This is a genomic window from Aeromicrobium sp. Leaf289, assembly GCF_001423335.1.
Taxonomy (GTDB): domain Bacteria; phylum Actinomycetota; class Actinomycetes; order Propionibacteriales; family Nocardioidaceae; genus Aeromicrobium.
In genome coordinates, this window is record NZ_LMNK01000002.1 from 127,726 (window position 1) to 143,891 (window position 16,166).

Genomic DNA, 16,166 nt, shown 5'->3' on the forward strand with positions numbered 1-16,166 from the left:
TCACCGAGGCGCGGGCGCCCCGAGGCGCTCGGAGAGCGCCGCGCAGGCTTCGCGCACGGCGGTGACGATGTGGTCGAGGCGGTCCGGGCCGAAGCCCTGGGCGGCGCCTCCGAGGCTGAGGGTGCAGCTGAGGGCACCGGTGGGACCGAACACGGGCGCGCTCACGACGGCGACGCCGTTGTTGAGGTCCTCGTCGGCGAAGACGTAGCCCTGCTCGCGGATGCGGGCGAACTTCGTCTCCAGGGCGTCGCGCGTGACGTCGGTCTTGTCGGTGTAGCGCTTGCGTGGTGCGGAGAGCACCCGTTCGCGGATGGTGTCGTCCCAGGCCGCCATGACGGTCGGCCCGCCGGCCACGTGGTACGGCAGCACGGTGCCGAGGGTGACCGTGTTGACCTTCAGGGGGCTCTCGCCCTCGACCATCTCGACGACCACGGCCCCCTCGTCCGAGGGCACCAGCAGGAACGCGGTGTCGCCGAAGTGGCCCGCGAGCGACCGCAGGTGGGGCAGCGCCTCGTTGCGGATGCTGAACTGGCGCTGCGACGCGTGCGCGAGCTTGAGCATGCGGATGCTGAGCCGGTAGCCGTCGCGAGGCCCGCGCTCGACCCAGCCGGCCATCTGCAGCGACGACAGGAGCCGGTGCACGGTCGTCTTGCCGATGCCGGTCGCCGCGGCGATCTCCCCGAGGCTGTACTCGCTGTCGCCGCCGCCGAGCACCTCGACGACGTTGCACGACTTGATGACCGACGCGACGTAGTTGCGAGGGTCCACCTCGTCGGCGCTGCCCGCCGGTCCCGTGACGTCCTTCATCCGAGGTACGCCTTCTGGATGTCCTCGCTGTGCGCCAGCTGCTCCGGCGTGCCGGACATGTGCACCTCGCCGCGCTGCAGCAGGTACGCGTGGTCGGCCACCTCGAGCGCCCGCGTGGCGTCCTGCTCGATGAGCAGGATGCTCTGGCCCTCGGCGTGCAGGGCCGCGATGGCGCCGTAGATGACGTCGATGACCGACGGGGCCAGACCCATGGACGGCTCGTCGAGCAGGAGCACCTGCGGGTCGGTCATGAGCGCACGGCCCATGGCGAGCATCTGCTGCTCGCCGCCGCTCATGGAGCCGGCCTGCTGCGTCCGGCGCTCGGCCAGCCGCGGGAAGAGCTCGTAGACGCGGTCGAGCAGCTCGGGTCGGGACCGTCCGGAGAAGGTGCTGAGCGCGAGGTTCTCGGCCACGGTGAGCGGCGAGACGACGTGCCGACCCTCGGGGACGAGCGCCAGGCCCAGCCGCGTGATGCGGTGCAGCGGCAGCTTCTGGACGGGCTTGCCGTCGAGGACGATGTCGCCGGTCTTCTCGCGGTGCACACCCGCGATGGACCGGACCAACGTCGACTTGCCGGCGCCGTTGGCGCCGAGGACGGCCACGAGGTTCCCCTCGGGGACCTCCAGGCTGACGTCACGGACGGCGCGGATCGCTCCGTAGCTCGCGCAGAGCCGGGATACCTGAAGCATCGTTCTCCTTTCCGAAGTAGGCCTTCTGGACGGCGGGGTCGTCGACGCACTCCTGCGGGGTGCCGTGCGACAGCACCTCGCCGAAGCTCATGACGTAGGCGGCGTCGCAGTAGTCGAGGATCAGCCGCATGTTGTGCTCGACGACGAGCACCGTGAGGCCCTGGTCGCGGACCGAGCGGATGAGCTCACCGACCGCCACGGACTCCTCGCGGTTCATGCCCGCCGTCGGCTCGTCGAGGAGCACCAGGCGCGGGTCGGTGGCGAGAGCACGAGCGATCTCCACCCGTCGCTGCGTGCCGTACGGCAGCGTCTCGGCCAGCTCACGCCGTTCCGTCACGCCCACCCGGGTGAGGAGGGCGTCGGCGCGCTCGAGACACTCGCGCCGCTCCCGCCGCTCGCCCGGCCACATCACGAGGCTGGACAGCGACGACGCCTTCCGCGACGCGTACATGCCCGCCACCACCTGCTCCAGGACGCTGAAGCCGCTGAGCAGCCGCACGTTCTGGTAGGTGCGGGTGATGCCGCGTCGGCTGATCTGGTGCGGCGCCAGGCCCGCCATCTCGTCGCCCTCGAAGAGGACCGAGCCCTCGTCCGGCGTGTAGAAGCCGGTCACCAGGTTCACGAGGCTGGTCTTGCCGGCGCCGTTGGGACCCATGAGCCCCATGACGGTGCCCTGCGGCACGACCATGTCGACACCGTTGACGGCGGTCACGCCGCCGAACCGCTTGGTCAGTCCCTCGATGGTCAGCAGTGCGTCGCTCATCGGGCCACCTCCGGCTCGGGCTCGGCCACGGGCGTGTCGTCGGTCCGACGCAGCCGCCGGACCCACTGGCGTCGCGGGTCGATGAGACCGCGCGGCATGAAGACCATGATCAGCACCAGCAGGGCACCGGTCATGAGCTCGTCGACCCCGTCGACGTAGGAGCGCACCACCTCGGGCAGGCCGACGAAGACGATCGCGCCCACGATGGGTCCGGCCCAGTGGTAGGTGCCGCCGAGGACCATCGCCGCGACCATGGTGAAGGCCAGCGTGATGAAGAACGTGTCCGGGCCGATGTACTGGAGCAGGTTCGCCAGCACCACCCCGGCCATGCCCGCCACGAGTCCGCTCGCCGCGAACGCGACCGCGCGGACGGTGAACGGGTTGACGCCGAGGGCCGCGGCGACCGCTGCGTCCTCGCGGACCGCGTGGGCGGCCATGCCGTACCGCGAGCGGCGCAGGCGGGCGAGGGCGTAGCAGACGATCGCGACCAGGACGACGACCGTGACGAGGTCGATCTTGCGGGTCACGCCCGTGCCGACGCTGCCGCCGGTGTACTCCTCGGCCGAGAGGACCACGACGCGGGTGATGAGCACCAGCGCCACCGTGGCCATCGCCATCCAGTGGCTCTCCAGCTTGAGCAGGAGCACCGACAGGATCGCGGCGACGGCCAGGCCGAGGCCGGCGCCGACGAGGAGCTGGACGACGATGCCCGCGCCCATGTGCAGGTCGAGGTACGCGGCGCTGAAGCCGCCGACCGCGCCGAACGAGGCGCCGGCGAGGCTGAACACGCCCGCCCACATCGCGATCCAGCTGCCGAGCGCGAACAGCGCGTTGGCCATCGCGAACTCGACGACGGTCCGGTACTGGTCCCAGAGGCCGCCCATCATGCCCTCACGGTCTGCATCGCGGTGGCGGAGCCGAACAGGCCCCGCGGCCGGAACACCAGGAAGGCGAGCAGCAGCCCGAAGGTCACCGCGTCGCGCAGGCTGCCCGACACGTACTGCGCGGTCAGCACCTCGGCGACGCCGATCAGCAGCCCGCCGAGCACCGTGCCGCGCACGTCGCCGAAGCCACCGATGATGACCGCCGCGAAGCCCTTGAGGAGCAGCGCCTCGCCCAGCATGAAGTTCACGGTGCTCGTGTTGAGACCCATCGTGATGCCGGCCAGGCCGGCGACCGCTCCGGAGAGGAAGGCGGTCGTGGCCACGATGAGCACGGGGTTGACCCCACCCAGCGAGGCCGCCATGGGCGAGTGGCCCACGGCCCGCATCGCAGCGCCGACCTTCGTGCGGTGCAGCAGGGCGTAGAGGCCGATGCCGACGACCGCGACGGCCACCAGGCTCACCAGCTGGGTGCGCCCCAGGGTGAGGCCGAGGAAGCTGATCGAGCCGCTCGGCGCCGCGTCGGGCGAGAAGCGCGACGTCGTGGCGCCCGTGACCATCCGGGCGAGCGCGAGGAGGAAGATCCACACGCCGATGCTCGTGATGAGCGCCGGCAGCAGGTCCCCTCCTCGCCGTCGGATGGGTTGGAAGGCGACGAAGTCGACCACCACGGCCAGGAGGCCCGAGACGAGCACCCCGGCGATGAGCGCCGGCCAGAAGCCGATGCCCGCGTCGTTGACGAGGAAGAGCACCGTGAGGGCTCCCCAGGTCGCGAAGGTCCCGTGGGCGGCGTTGAGCACGCCGAGGGTGGCGAGCATGAGGCCGAAGCCGACGCCGAAGACGGCGTACACGGAGCCGAGCGCCAGCCCGTTCAGGATCTGCTGTGCCAGGACGTCCATGTCATCGCCTCCTCTCCTGGTCGTGGTGGTCGTGGATCACGCGCCCGCGCCCTTCCAGAGCTGCGGGACGCCGGCGTCGTCGATCTGCACGATCTGGAAGTCCTCGCTCGTGCCCTGCCCGTTCTCGAAGGTCAGCGGGCCCCACGGGGACTCCAGCTCGGAGATGGCGGCCAGCGACTTCGCGACGGCAGCGGCGTCGGCGCCGTCACCGGCGTCGGCCGCGCCCTTGGCGGCGTACTTGACCGCGACGTAGCCCTGCGAGGCGAACAGGTCCGGCGTCTCGTCGTACTTCTCCTCGTAGGCCTTCGTGAACTCCTGCGCAGAAGCGTTCTCGCTCGCCGGCGTGTACTCCACGGAGTAGTAGGTGTCGGCCAGGGTCTCGCCGAAGGACTTGAGCAGCGGGCCCGTCGCGACGGCGTTGTTGGCGAGGATGACGCCCTCGTAGCCCTTCTCGCGCAGGGCCTTGGTGATCGTGGCCGCGGCCTCGCCGAGCGTGTAGACGGTCACCATGTCGGCGTCCTTGGACAGGATCTCGGTCACGGCACCGCTGAAGTCGGTGTCGGCGACGAGCGTCTTGACCGTGCCGAGGTCCTCGGCGCCGGCCTCCTCCGTCGAGCTGCGGGCGGCCTCGCTCTGCGCGACCAGGCCGTCGTTGTCGCTGGCGGTCACGTGCACGGCGCTCTCGATGCCGAGCTCCTCGACGAGCTGGGCCGCGACCGGCGCGATGCCCTGCTGCGGCAGCAGCGCGGGACGGAGCACGTAGGGCGGGTCCTCCAGGTCGGGGGTGGTGGCGCCGTAGACGACCAGCGGCACCTTCTTCTGCGTGGCGAGCGGCTTCATCGCGCCGGCCACGGCGCTGGAGATGCAGCAGACGACCTCGCTGACACCCTCCTGGCCGGTGAGCTTGTTGAACGCGGTGATGCTCTTGGCCGGGTCCTCCGAGCCCTCCTCGACGACGAGCTCGACCCCCTCCAGCTCGGCGGCGAGCTCGGCACCCTTGAGGTAGGACGAGCCGGCGAAGGCGAACGGGCCCTGCTCGGCGGCGATGAGCCCGATCTTCACGTCGGAGTCGGAGCCGGCGCCGTCGGAGGAGCCGCAGGCGGTGAGGGCTGTCGCTGTGACCAGCGTCAGGGACAGTGCCGCCAGTCGGCGAGCGAGGGGGGTGATCGTCATGGCCATCCTTCTGTAGGTTCCGTATTGCGGAACGCGTACCGCTATCCGGATGACGTTATGGATGTGACCTGGCTCATGTCAAGACCTTCCTCGACATTGGTCGGACGTCCTTGCATCGGCCGTCCCGCCGCTCCTCCCGGCTTCGCGATTCCCATCACCTGATGGGGATCGCGGACTCACCCGGGTTCTCCCCCACTCCCCATGGAGGGTCTTCCATGGGGAGTGGGGCGTTCCCATCACCTGATGGGAATCGAAGGACGGGCGAGGTGCGGCCGGGCGCAGATGCCCCGGTCGACCGGAGGATCCGTCAGCGGCGGGCGGCGAAGAAGTCGCGCAGGAGGGCGGAGGACTCGTCGGCCAGCAGCCCCGACGCGACCTCGGGGCGATGGTTGAGGCGACGGTCGCGCACGACGTCCCACAAGGAGCCGACGGCTCCCGCCTTGTCGTCCCACGCGCCGAGGACGAGCCGGGCGACACGGGAGGAGACGACCGCACCCGCGCACATGGTGCACGGCTCGAGCGTCACGACGAGCGTGCAGCCGTCGAGGCGCCAGGTGCCCAGCGTCGCTGCGGCCGCGCGCAGGGCCACGAGCTCCGCGTGGCCGAGCGGGTCCTCGTCGCGCTCGCGGGTGTTGAGGCCCTCCCCCACCACACGACCGTCCGGGTCGAGCACCACGGCGCCCACCGGGACGTCACCCGACGCGAGCGCATCCCGCGCGAGCTCGAGGGCGCGACGCATCGCGGTCTCGTCGTCCCACGACGCGGCTGGCTCGGTCACCCCCTGATCGTCCCAGACTGCCGGCCGCGCCGGCACGCACGATTCTGCCTTCGCGTGCTGGGCGCCGAAGGATGCTGCGTCGACGACGGGATCCCGCCACGAACGCAGCATCCTTCGAGCCCGGGTGCTCGGACGCAGAACCTTGCGTCGTCCGCGCAGCAACGCAGAATCTTGCGTCACCCCGGTGCCAGCCGGCGTCAGATCCCGTCGGCCAGGCGGTAGTACGCCGCGTTCCAGCGCAGCTCCTGCAAGAACCGGTGCGGCGTCGTGTGGGCGTCGATGTGCACGAGCTCGGTGCGCAGGATCTCCGCGAGGTCCTGGAACGCCTCGATGCCGACGGCCGTCGTGAGCACCGTGTGGTGCGGACCGCCCGACATCAGCCACGCCTCCGCCGCCGTGGGCAGGTTGGGGTGCGCCTGCCACACGGCGCACGCCACCGGCAGGTTCGGCAGCGGCTCGTCCGGAGCCACCAGCGTGACGTCGTTGGCGGTCAGGCGGAACCGGTCGCCCAGGTCGGCCAGGCCGACGACCACGGCCTCGCCCGGGTCGGCGACGAACCGCAGCCGCACCGGGTCCTCCCGGTTGCCCATGCTCAGCGGGTGCGCCTCGGCCGTCGGCCGCTGCGAGCTGATGGTCGGGCAGACCTCGAGCATGTGCGCTCCCAGGGACTTCTGGTTGCCCGGCTCGAGGTGGTACGTGTAGTCCTCCATGAACGAGGTGCCGCCGGGCAGCCCGGCCGTCATCGTCTTGGTGGTGCGCACCAGCACCGACGTCTTCCAGTCGCCCTCTCCACCGAAGCCGTAGCCGTCGGCCATGAGCCGCTGCACCGCGATGCCCGGCAGCTGACGCAGGCCGCCGAGGTCCTCGAAGTTCGTGGTGAACGCGCCGTATCCGCCGTCCTCGAGGAACCGGCGCAGGCCGACCTCGATCTGGGCGGCGTCGTTCAGGAGGTGGTGCCGCTCGCCACCGGCGCGCAGGTCCGAGGCGACGTCGTAGAGGTCCTCGTACTCGGCGACCACCTTGTCGACGGCACCCGGCTCCACGGCGTCGACCACGTCGACGAGGTCGTTGACGCCGAACGTGTTGACCGAGACGCCGAAGCGGCGCTGCGCCTCGACCTTGTCGCCCTCGGTGACCGCGACGTCGCGCATGTTGTCGCCGAAGCGGGCGAGCCGCAGGCTCCGCAGGTCGCGCGCCGCCGTGGCCGCACGGGCCCAGGTGGCGATCCGCTCGCCCACCGCCGGGTCGCTCACGTGGCCGGCGATGGTCTTGCGGGCGACGCCGAGCCGGGTCTGGACGAAGCCGAACTCCCGGTCGCCGTGGGCGGCCTGGTTGAGGTTCATGAAGTCCATGTCGATCGTGGCCCACGGGATGTCGCGGTGCCACTGCGTGTGCAGGTGCAGGAACGGCTTCTGCAGCGCGTCGAGGCCCTGGATCCACATCTTGGCCGGGGAGAACGTGTGCATCCAGCCGATGAGGCCCACGCACGCGTCGTCGGCGTTGGCCTCCAGCACCACGCGCCGGATGGCGTCGGCGGTGGTGAGCACGGGCTTCCAGACCACCGGGACGGGGATCCGGTCGTCACCGTCGACCATGGCCGCGACCTCGCGCGACTGCTCGGCCACCTGCGCCAACGTCTCGTCGCCGTAGAGGGACTGGCTCCCGGTGAGGAACCAGACCTCACGGGCCTCCTGCTTGCTCATGCGTGATCTCCCTCGAGGGCTATTGCCCGTAGACGTTCTGGTAGCGGTCGAACAGGCTCGTGACCTGCTGCTCGGCGATGGGGACGGGCTCGCCCAGCTGGCGGGCCACGTGCACCGTGCGGGCCACGTCCTCGCACATGACGGCGGCCTTGACGGCCGAGCGGGCGTCCGTGCCGATGCTGAACACGCCGTGGTTCTGCATGAGCACGGCCGGGGACCGGCTGCCCTCGAGCGTCTCGACGATGCCGCGCCCGATGGAGTCGTCACCGATGAGCGCGAACGGTCCGACGGGGATCGGGCCGCCGAACTCGTCGGCCATCATCGTGAGCACGCACGGGATCGGCTCGGCCCGCGACGCCCACGCCGTGGCGTAGGTGGAGTGCGTGTGCACCACGCCCCCGACGTGCGGCATGTGCCGGTAGACGTAGGCCTGGGCGGCGGTGTCCGAGCTGGGCGCGAGGTCGCCCTCGAGCACCTTGCCGTCGAGGTCGCACAGCACCATGTTCTCGGGCGTCAGGTCGTCGTAGGAGACGCCGCTGGGCTTGATCAGCATGAGGTCGTGACCGGGCACGCGCGCCGAGACGTTGCCGGCGGTCCAGACCACCAGCGCGTAGCGGGTCAGCTCGGCGTGCAGTGCGCACACCTGCTCGCGGAGCGTCGTGATCGCTGCCGACACGTCGGCGGTGACGGTCACGACGGATCCTTCCGGGCGTGGCGACGACGGACGGCGTCGCGACGGACCGCGCGCAGACGGTGCATGACGTCGTTCCCGCCGCGGCCGAAGTGATCGTGCAGCGCGGTGTACTCGCCGAACAGGACGTCGTACCGCAGTGCGGCGTCCTCGTCCGGGGTGAACACACCGCGCTGCACCGACCCCATCACCTTCGCGGCGGCGCGTATGTCCGCGTACGCGCCGGCCGCGACGGCGGCATGGAGGGCAGAGCCCAGTGCTGGGCCCTGCTCGGACCCGACGACGGACAGCGGCAGGCGCGTCACGTCGGCGTAGATCTGCATGAGCAGGCGGTTCCTCGACAGCCCGCCGGCCACCACGAGCTCCTCGACGGGGACGCCGGAGGACGTGAAGGCCTCGATGATGGTGCGGGTGCCGAAGGCGGTGGCCTCGATGAGGGCGCGGTACACGTCCTCCGGCCGGGTGGCCAGCGTCTGACCGACGACGAGCCCCGAGAGCTCGTGGTCGACCAGCACCGAGCGGTTGCCGCTGTGCCAGTCGAGGGCGACGAGACCGTGCTCGCCCACCTCCTGCTCCGCCGCGAGGGCGGTGAGGTGCTCGTGCACGGAGCGGCCGTGCGCGGCCGCCTCCTCGTGCACGGACGGCGGCACGCCGTGCTCGACGAACCAGCCGAAGATGTCACCGACGCCGCTCTGCCCGGCCTCGTAGCCCCAGCTGCCGGCGACGATGCCGCCGTCGACGACACCGCACATGCCGGGCACGTCGCGCAGCACGCCGGCGCTCACCACGTGGCACGTGGAGGTGCCCATGATGGCGACCATCTGGCCGTGGTCGACGGCCTGGGCCGCGGGGGCGCTCACGTGGGCGTCGACGTTGCCCACGGCCACGGCGATGCCCTCGGGAAGCCCGGTCCAACCGGCCGCGCGGGCGGTCAAGGTACCGGCGCGGTCGCCGAGCTGGCCGATGGGCTGCTCGACCTTGTCGGTCACGTAGTCCGCGAAGCGGGGGTCGAGCGCGGCCAGGAAGTCGCTCGACGGATAGGCGCCGTCCTGCAGCACGCCCTTGTACCCGGCGGAGCAGGCGTTGCGCACGTAGGTGCCGCACAGCTCCCACACGATCCAGTCGGCCGCCTCGACCCAGCGCTCGGTCCGCGCGTACAGCTCGGGGTCCTCCTCGAGCAGCTGCAGCCCCTTGGCCAGCTCCCACTCCGAGGACAGGAGTCCGCCGTAGCGCGCCAGCCACGGCTCGGCGCGCTCGGCGGCCAGGGCGTTGACGCGGTCGGCCTGACCCTGCGCGGCGTGGTGCTTCCAGAGCTTGACGTAGGCGTGGGGCCGGTCGGCGAGGCCGTCGACCTCGTTCAGCGGGGTGCCGTCGACCAGCGTCGGCACCATGGTGCAGGCGGTGAAGTCGGTGGCGATGCCGACGACGTCGGCCGGGTCGATGCCCGCCTCGCGCACGGCGGCGGGCACGGCGACCTGCAGCACCTCGCGGTAGTCCTGCGGCACCTGCAGCGCCCAGTCGGGCTCGAGGTCGACGTCGGCGCCGCCGGTGAGGCTCGCCGGCAGCGTGCGCTCGAGCACCGCGTGCGGGTACGCGTGCACGGCCGAGGCGAGCTCGGCGCCGTCGCTGACGCGGACGACGAGGGCGCGGCCCGAGAGGGTCCCGTAGTCGACCCCGATCACGTAGGTCTCACGCCCGCTCATCGCTCTCCCCCTTCGGCGCCGCCGACGAGGCCACGTGGGGCCGTGCTGGAGCGCACGACGAGGTGCGGCGCGACGAGCCGGTCGAGGTTCTCGTCCTCACCGACGATCGCGGCGTGCAGCACGGCGATCGCCCGACGACCGACGGCCGGGAAGTCCTGCCGGACCGTCGTGAGCGGCGGGATCAGGTAGCCCGCCTCCGGCGAGTCGTCGAAGCCGACGACGCTCACGTCGGCCGGCACGGAGCGTCCGGACTCGTGCAGGGCACGCAGGACGCCGATGGCCATCTGGTCGTTGGCCACGAAGACCGCGTCGACGTCGTGCTGGGTGGCCAGCTCCAGCCCGAGCGCGTAGCCGCACTCGGCGGTCCAGTCGCCCTCGAGGCACGGCCCGGGCTCGAGCCCGGCCGCGACGAGCGCGTCGCGCCACCCCTGGGCGCGAGCCTCGGCCTCGGTCCAGCCTCGCGGGCCGCTGACGTGCGCGATCCGCGTGTGGCCGAGGTCGAGGAGGTGCCGGGTGGCCTCGCTCGCGCCGAGGTGCTGGTCGACGCCGACCGCGAACTTGGCCCGCGTCAGGTCGCCCTCGACCACCACGAGCGGGACGCCCGGGTCCTGGCGGCGGATGAGGTCGAGCGCCTCGTGCTGGGCGGCGATCATGACGATGCCCTCGACGGACTGGCGTCGCAGGTGCTCGATCGCGTCCTGCAGGCCGTCGGCGGTGATGGTCTTCAGCCCGACCGAGCCGGCGAAGTAGCCGGCCTCGCGCGCGGCCTCCTCGACCGTGCGGTGGATGCTGTTCGGCCCGTACAGCCCGGTCTCGGTGCTGATGATGCCGATGATCGACGAACGCCGTGTCACGAGCGTGCGCGCCGCGGTGTTGGGCCGGTAGTCGAGCTCCTTGATGGCCGCGAGGACGCGGTCGCGAGTGGCCTCGCCGACGTGCGGCAGACCGTTCACCACGCGCGAGACCGTCTGGTGGGACACCCCGGCGAGCGCGGCCACGTCGGCCATCACCGGGGTGCGGGGCCCCTCGTGCTTGAGCGTCATGCCTGCCTCCTCGTGAAGAACCGCTGCATGACGACGAACACCAGGAGGAGCACGCCGATCGAGATCTTCGTCCACCACGAGCTGAGCGTCCCGTCGAAGGAGATGAAGGTCTGGATGGTGCCCAGGACGAGCACGCCGAGCAACGACCCCAGCACCATGCCACGGCCGCCGACGAGCAGCGTCCCGCCGATCACCACGGCGGCGATCGCGTCCAGCTCCATGCCCACGGCGTGCAGGCTGTAGCCCGACAGCATGTAGAGCGAGAACAGCAGCCCGGCGAGGGCGGAGCAGAAGCCGCTCACCACGTACACGCCGACCTTCACACGGGCCACGCGCAGGCCCATGAGGACGGCCGACGGCTCGCTGCCGCCGACGGCGTACACCGTGCGTCCGAAGCGGGTCAGGTGCAGCACCCACGCGGCGATCCCGACGACGGCCAGCGCCAGCAGCGCGGTCCAGGTGACGTAGACGTCGCCGGGCAGCGTCACCGTGCCGGAGGCCAGGGTGGAGAAGAACGGGTCGCGGATCGGGATCGACTCCACGCTGATCAGGTAGCACAGGCCCCGCGCGAGGAACATGCCCGCGAGCGTGGCGATGAAGGGCTGGATGCCGAGGTAGTGGATCACCAGCCCGTGGCCCAGGCCGATCACGGTGCCGGTGAGCAGCACGGCGATGATCGCGAGCGCCGGGTTCCAGCCTGCCTGCAGGGTCGAGGCGGCCACCATGGTCGAGAGGGCCACCACCGAGCCGACGCTGAGGTCGATGCCGCCCGTGAGGATCACGAACGTCATGCCGACGGCCAGGACGATGAGGAAGGCGTTGTCGACGAAGAGGTTCGCGACGACCTGCGGCGAGGAGAAGCCCTCGTAGCGCGACGACCCGAGGCCGAACATGCCGACGAACACGGCGAAGGTGGCGATCACCGGCAGGTAGCGGTCCGGCGGGCGGTATCCCTTCAGCCGGTCCAGCGCCGAGCCGGTGGGGACGGTCGCGGTGGTCATGCCACACCTGCCTTCGCGCGGGTCGAGGTTCGTCGGGCCGCCAGGGCGCCGCGCGCCTGCGGCGACTGCAGCAGGCACACCGCGATGACCGCCACGGCCTTGAACAGGTAGTTCGTCTCGGCCGGGATGCCGATCGTGGGGATCGTCGTCGCGAGCGTCTGGATGAACAGCGCGCCGACGAACGTTCCGGTGAGGGAGAACCGACCACCGGCCAGCGACGTGCCGCCGATGACGACGGCGAGGATCGCGTCGAGCTCGATCCAGAGCCCGGCGTTGTTGGCGTCGGCCGCACTGGTGTTCGCGGCGATCATGAGGCCCGCGATGCCCGCGCAGAAGGCGGCGAAGACGTAGACCGTCCAGATGATGGTCCGACTACGGACACCGGCGAGCCGGCTCGCCTCGGGGTTGATGCCCACCGACTCGATGAGCATGCCGAGCGCGGTGCGCCGGGTCAGGACAGCGGTGGCGGCGAACACGACGAGCGCCACCAGCACCGCGACGGGCACGGCCAGGAAGAAGCCGGCACCGATGAGTCGGAACGTCGGGTTGTTGACCGTGGTGATCTGGCCGTCGGTCACGAGCATGGCCAGACCACGTCCGGCGGTCATGAGCACGAGCGTCGCGATGATCGGCTGGATGCCCAGCACCGAGACGAGGAAACCGTTCCACAGGCCCAGCAGCACGGCGACGGCGAGCGCCATCGACATCGCGACGATGGCGGTGGCCGCGGCCGACTCCTGCGAGGATCCCGCGATCTGCACGCAGGCCACGGCCCCGGAGATCGCCGCGATCGCGCCGACCGACAGGTCGATGCCGCGGGTGGCGATGACCAGCGTCATCCCCAGTGCCACCAGGAGCACCGGGGCACCGTTGCGCAGGATGTCGATCACGCTGCCGTAGAGGCGCCCGTCCTGCAGACGGATCGAGAGGAAGCCGGGGTTCACCACGACGTTGAGCACGACGAGGGCGAGCAGGGCCAGGACCGGCCACACGAGAGAGCTGCGGAGCAGCGTGCGCACGTCAGGCACGGGTCGCTCCCTTCGGGTCGGCGGGGCCGTGTGCGGGCTGGTCGGACACGTGCTTGCCCTCCTGCACCGCGGTGTCGGGACCGCGGTCGGTGACCACCTCGAGCGAGACCGCCGACTCACCGCCTCCGGCGATCGTGTGCAGCACGTCGGACACCTCGAGGTCGATGTTGACCTGCTCGTCGATCTTGCGGCGGTCGCGCATGACGACCACCCGGTCGGAGAGGCGCAGCACCTCCTCCAGCTCGGCGGAGATGAAGACGACGGCCATGCCCTCACGCGCCAGCTCGGCGACGAGCTGCTGGATCTGCGCCTTGGCGCCCACGTCGATGCCGCGGGTGGGCTCGTCGAGCACCAGCAGCCGTGGCTCGGTGATGAGCCAGCGGGCCAGCAGCACCTTCTGCTGGTTGCCGCCGCTGAGGTTGCGCATGAGGGCGTTCGGGTCGGCCGGGCGGATGTCGAGCGTCTCGATGTAGCGCTGGACCAGCTCGTCCCTCGTCCCCTGCGGCACCCGGCGCAGCCAGCCGCGGGAGGCCTGCAGCGCGAGGATCATGTTGTCGGCGACGGTGAGGTCGCCCACGACGCCCTCGGCGCGACGGTCCTCGCTGGAGAAGGCGACGCCCGCCCCGATCGCGTGCCGGGGGGTGCGCCACGAACGGGTGCGCCCTCCCACCTGCACCTCGCCCTCGTCGGCGACGTCGGCACCGAACAGCAGCCGCGCCAGCTCGGTACGTCCCGACCCGAGCAGGCCGGCGACGCCGACGACCTCGCCGGCGTGCAGCTCGAGGTCCGTGGCCTGCAGCTCGCCCTTGCGTCCGAGCCCCAGCACCTTCAGCACGGGCTCGGCGGCAGGCGCAGCGGGGTCGGCCGGCTCGCGGTCGAGGCGCTCGAGCACCTCGAGCTCACGGCCGATCATCTCCTGCACGAGCTCGAGCTGGGTGAGCGCGGCGGTGCGGTGCTCGGCGATGAACCGTCCGTTGCGCAGCACCGTCATGCGGTCGGACAGCTCGAAGACCTGGTCGAGGAAGTGTGAGACGAACAGGATGGCGACGCCCTGGTCACGCAGCGTGCGCACGACGTCGAAGAGCACCCGGACCTCGTCGGCGTCGAGGCTCGAGGTGGGCTCGTCGAGCACCAGCACCTTGGCCTCGACGTCGACCGCGCGCGCGATCGCCACCAGCTGCTGCACGGCGATGGGATGGCGACCGAGGGTCGATGCGGGGTCGACGTCGAGACCGAGCCGACGCAGCACCTCGCCGGCGTGCCGGTTCATGGCGCGGGTGTCGATGCGGCCCAGCCGACGCGGCTCGCGGCCGAGGAGCATGTTCTCGGCGACCGTCAGGTTCGTGCAGAGGTTGACCTCCTGGTACACCGTGCTGATGCCCGCGGCCTGGCTCTCGGTCGGTCCCGAGAAGCGGTGCTCGGTGCCCCCGACGCGGATCGAGCCGGCGTCGATGGAGTACACGCCCGTGAGCGCCTTGATCAGCGTGGACTTGCCGGCGCCGTTCTCGCCCATGAGGGCGTGCACCTCACCGGGATACAGACGCAGGCCCACGCCGTCGAGGGCCTTGACCCCCGGGAAGCCGATCTCGATGCCGGTCATCACGACCACGGGGTCGACGTCGGGCGTGGCGCCGGGGGCGGGGGCGGCCGCTCTTGCGGCGGTGCCTGCACTCATGTCACTCCTCGGGACAAGGGGGATCGGCCGGGCGGGGTCGATCGGATGGCGGGTCGACCGGTCGGCCGGGTGGGGCGACTCGGGGCGGGGGTCGTGGCAGCGACCCCCGCGCCCGGGTCGGGTCGTTCAGGCGGTCAGTACTGGCGGTCGGCCAGCACGTCCTTCGCCTGCTCGGGGGTGAAGGTCCCCTCCTCGGTGACGACCCGCTTCGGGACCTCGTCACCGGCGACGACCTTCTTCGCGAGGTCCATCAGCTGCGGGCCGAGCAGCGGGTTGCACTCGACGATGAAGTTGATCTTGCCCTCGCTGAGCGCGGTCATCCCGTCCTTCACGGCGTCGACCGTGATGATCTTGATGTCCTCGCCCGGCTTCTTGCCGGCCGCCTCGATGGCCTCGATGGCGCCGAGGCCCATGTCGTCGTTGTGCGCGTAGACGACGTCGATGTCGTCGTTGGACTGCAGGAAGGCCTCCATGACCTTCTTGCCGCCGTCACGCGTGAAGTCGCCCGTCTGCGAGGCCACGATCTTGATGGCGTCGTCGGAGGACGTGACGTCCTCGAAGCCGGCCTTGCGGTCGATGGCCGGTGCGGCGCCGGTGGTGCCCTGGAGCTCGACGACGTTGATGTCGCCGTTGCCGTCGACGTCGGCGTCCTCGGCGTTGTCGACCAGCCACTGGCCGGCCTTCTCGCCCTCCTCTACGAAGTCGGAGCCGAGGAACGTGGCGTAGAGCGACTCGTCCTCGGAGTCGACCGCGCGGTCGGTGAGGATCACGGGGATCTTGGCGCGCTTGGCCTCCTGCAGGACCGCGTCCCAGCCGGTCTCGACGACCGGGCTGAAGGCGATCACGTCGACCTTCTGCTGGATGTAGGAGCGGATCGCCTTGATCTGGTTCTCCTGCTTCTGCTGTGCATCGGAGAACTTGAGGTCGACCCCCTCGGCCTTGGCGGTCTCCTGGACGGACTTCGTGTTGGCGGTGCGCCAGCCGCTCTCGGCGCCGACCTGGGCGAAGCCCATCGTGATCGCGTCGCTCCCGCCGTCGGATCCGCCGCTGTCGGAGCTGCTGCCGCACGCCGTCATGCCTCCCAGCAGGGCGAGCCCTGCCGTCACGGTGATGACCTTCTTCAACATTGCACTACCTCCATGTGGGTCGGCGCCCTTCCGGGCGCCAGGGGGGTCGTGTGGCGGGCGGACAACCGATCACACTCCGATGCCAGATCACGTGACCTGCATCACTGCTTGCCCGATTGTTAACGCTCACAACCCATAGGGTCAAGGGTTTCGCCAAAGAATTGTGAGCGCTCACAACGTGACCGGCCCCGTGCGACCATGGAGC

At 71.0% G+C, this 16,166-nt stretch carries 15 protein-coding genes; all 15 read right to left on the bottom strand.

The window, feature by feature from the left end:
* On the bottom strand, positions 1-807 hold the full coding sequence (locus ASF37_RS04555; RefSeq protein WP_055961378.1) for an IclR family transcriptional regulator: 807 nt from the start codon (positions 805-807) through the stop codon (positions 1-3).
* Positions 804-1,496 carry an ABC transporter ATP-binding protein gene (locus ASF37_RS04560; protein WP_056579276.1) on the bottom strand — a complete coding sequence of 231 codons (693 nt, stop codon included), beginning with the start codon at positions 1,494-1,496 and terminating at the stop codon, positions 804-806. The genes ASF37_RS04555 and ASF37_RS04560 overlap by 4 nt, the downstream gene beginning before the upstream one ends.
* Positions 1,441-2,259 carry an ABC transporter ATP-binding protein gene (locus tag ASF37_RS04565; RefSeq protein ID WP_055961384.1) on the bottom strand — a complete coding sequence of 273 codons (819 nt, stop codon included), beginning with the start codon at positions 2,257-2,259 and terminating at the stop codon, positions 1,441-1,443. The genes ASF37_RS04560 and ASF37_RS04565 overlap by 56 nt, the downstream gene beginning before the upstream one ends.
* Positions 2,256-3,146 (bottom strand): branched-chain amino acid ABC transporter permease, encoded by an 891-nt coding sequence (locus ASF37_RS04570; protein WP_082506395.1) that lies wholly within the window; start codon positions 3,144-3,146, stop codon positions 2,256-2,258. The genes ASF37_RS04565 and ASF37_RS04570 overlap by 4 nt, the downstream gene beginning before the upstream one ends.
* Complete coding sequence (locus tag ASF37_RS04575; protein WP_055961390.1) at positions 3,143-4,039, bottom strand: branched-chain amino acid ABC transporter permease; 897 nt, start codon at positions 4,037-4,039, stop codon at positions 3,143-3,145. The genes ASF37_RS04570 and ASF37_RS04575 overlap by 4 nt, the downstream gene beginning before the upstream one ends.
* Before the next feature lie 36 nt (positions 4,040-4,075).
* On the bottom strand, positions 4,076-5,212 hold the full coding sequence (locus ASF37_RS04580; protein ID WP_056579280.1) for an ABC transporter substrate-binding protein: 1,137 nt from the start codon (positions 5,210-5,212) through the stop codon (positions 4,076-4,078).
* Between the two features lie 307 nt (positions 5,213-5,519).
* Entirely contained in the window at positions 5,520-5,990 is a 471-nt protein-coding gene (tadA, locus tag ASF37_RS04585) for a tRNA adenosine(34) deaminase TadA (protein ID WP_255353923.1), read from the bottom strand.
* A 197-nt stretch (positions 5,991-6,187) separates the two neighbouring features.
* On the bottom strand, positions 6,188-7,693 hold the full coding sequence (gene araA / locus ASF37_RS04590; protein ID WP_056579282.1) for an L-arabinose isomerase: 1,506 nt from the start codon (positions 7,691-7,693) through the stop codon (positions 6,188-6,190).
* A gap of 19 nt (positions 7,694-7,712) precedes the next feature.
* Positions 7,713-8,387, bottom strand: coding sequence for an L-ribulose-5-phosphate 4-epimerase (locus ASF37_RS04595; RefSeq protein WP_056579286.1), 675 nt, complete (start codon positions 8,385-8,387; stop codon positions 7,713-7,715).
* Positions 8,384-10,087 carry a ribulokinase gene (gene araB, locus ASF37_RS04600; protein WP_056579288.1) on the bottom strand — a complete coding sequence of 568 codons (1,704 nt, stop codon included), beginning with the start codon at positions 10,085-10,087 and terminating at the stop codon, positions 8,384-8,386. The genes ASF37_RS04595 and araB overlap by 4 nt, the downstream gene beginning before the upstream one ends.
* Complete coding sequence (locus tag ASF37_RS04605) at positions 10,084-11,130, bottom strand: LacI family DNA-binding transcriptional regulator (RefSeq protein ID WP_056579290.1); 1,047 nt, start codon at positions 11,128-11,130, stop codon at positions 10,084-10,086. Before ASF37_RS04605 ends, araB begins: the two co-directional genes overlap by 4 nt.
* Positions 11,127-12,131 carry a galactofuranose ABC transporter, permease protein YjfF gene (gene yjfF / locus ASF37_RS04610; RefSeq protein WP_056579292.1) on the bottom strand — a complete coding sequence of 335 codons (1,005 nt, stop codon included), beginning with the start codon at positions 12,129-12,131 and terminating at the stop codon, positions 11,127-11,129. The genes ASF37_RS04605 and yjfF overlap by 4 nt, the downstream gene beginning before the upstream one ends.
* The gene (locus ASF37_RS04615) at positions 12,128-13,159 is read right to left on the bottom strand and encodes an ABC transporter permease (RefSeq protein ID WP_200931181.1); all 1,032 of its coding nucleotides are present in this window, start codon (positions 13,157-13,159) and stop codon (positions 12,128-12,130) included. The genes yjfF and ASF37_RS04615 overlap by 4 nt, the downstream gene beginning before the upstream one ends.
* Positions 13,152-14,834: a sugar ABC transporter ATP-binding protein gene (locus ASF37_RS04620; RefSeq protein WP_082480587.1), complete on the bottom strand. Its 1,683-nt coding sequence runs from the start codon at positions 14,832-14,834 to the stop codon at positions 13,152-13,154. The genes ASF37_RS04615 and ASF37_RS04620 overlap by 8 nt, the downstream gene beginning before the upstream one ends.
* Before the next feature lie 134 nt (positions 14,835-14,968).
* On the bottom strand, positions 14,969-15,961 hold the full coding sequence (locus tag ASF37_RS04625; protein ID WP_056552025.1) for an ABC transporter substrate-binding protein: 993 nt from the start codon (positions 15,959-15,961) through the stop codon (positions 14,969-14,971).
* Between the last annotated feature and the right edge of the window lie 205 nt (positions 15,962-16,166).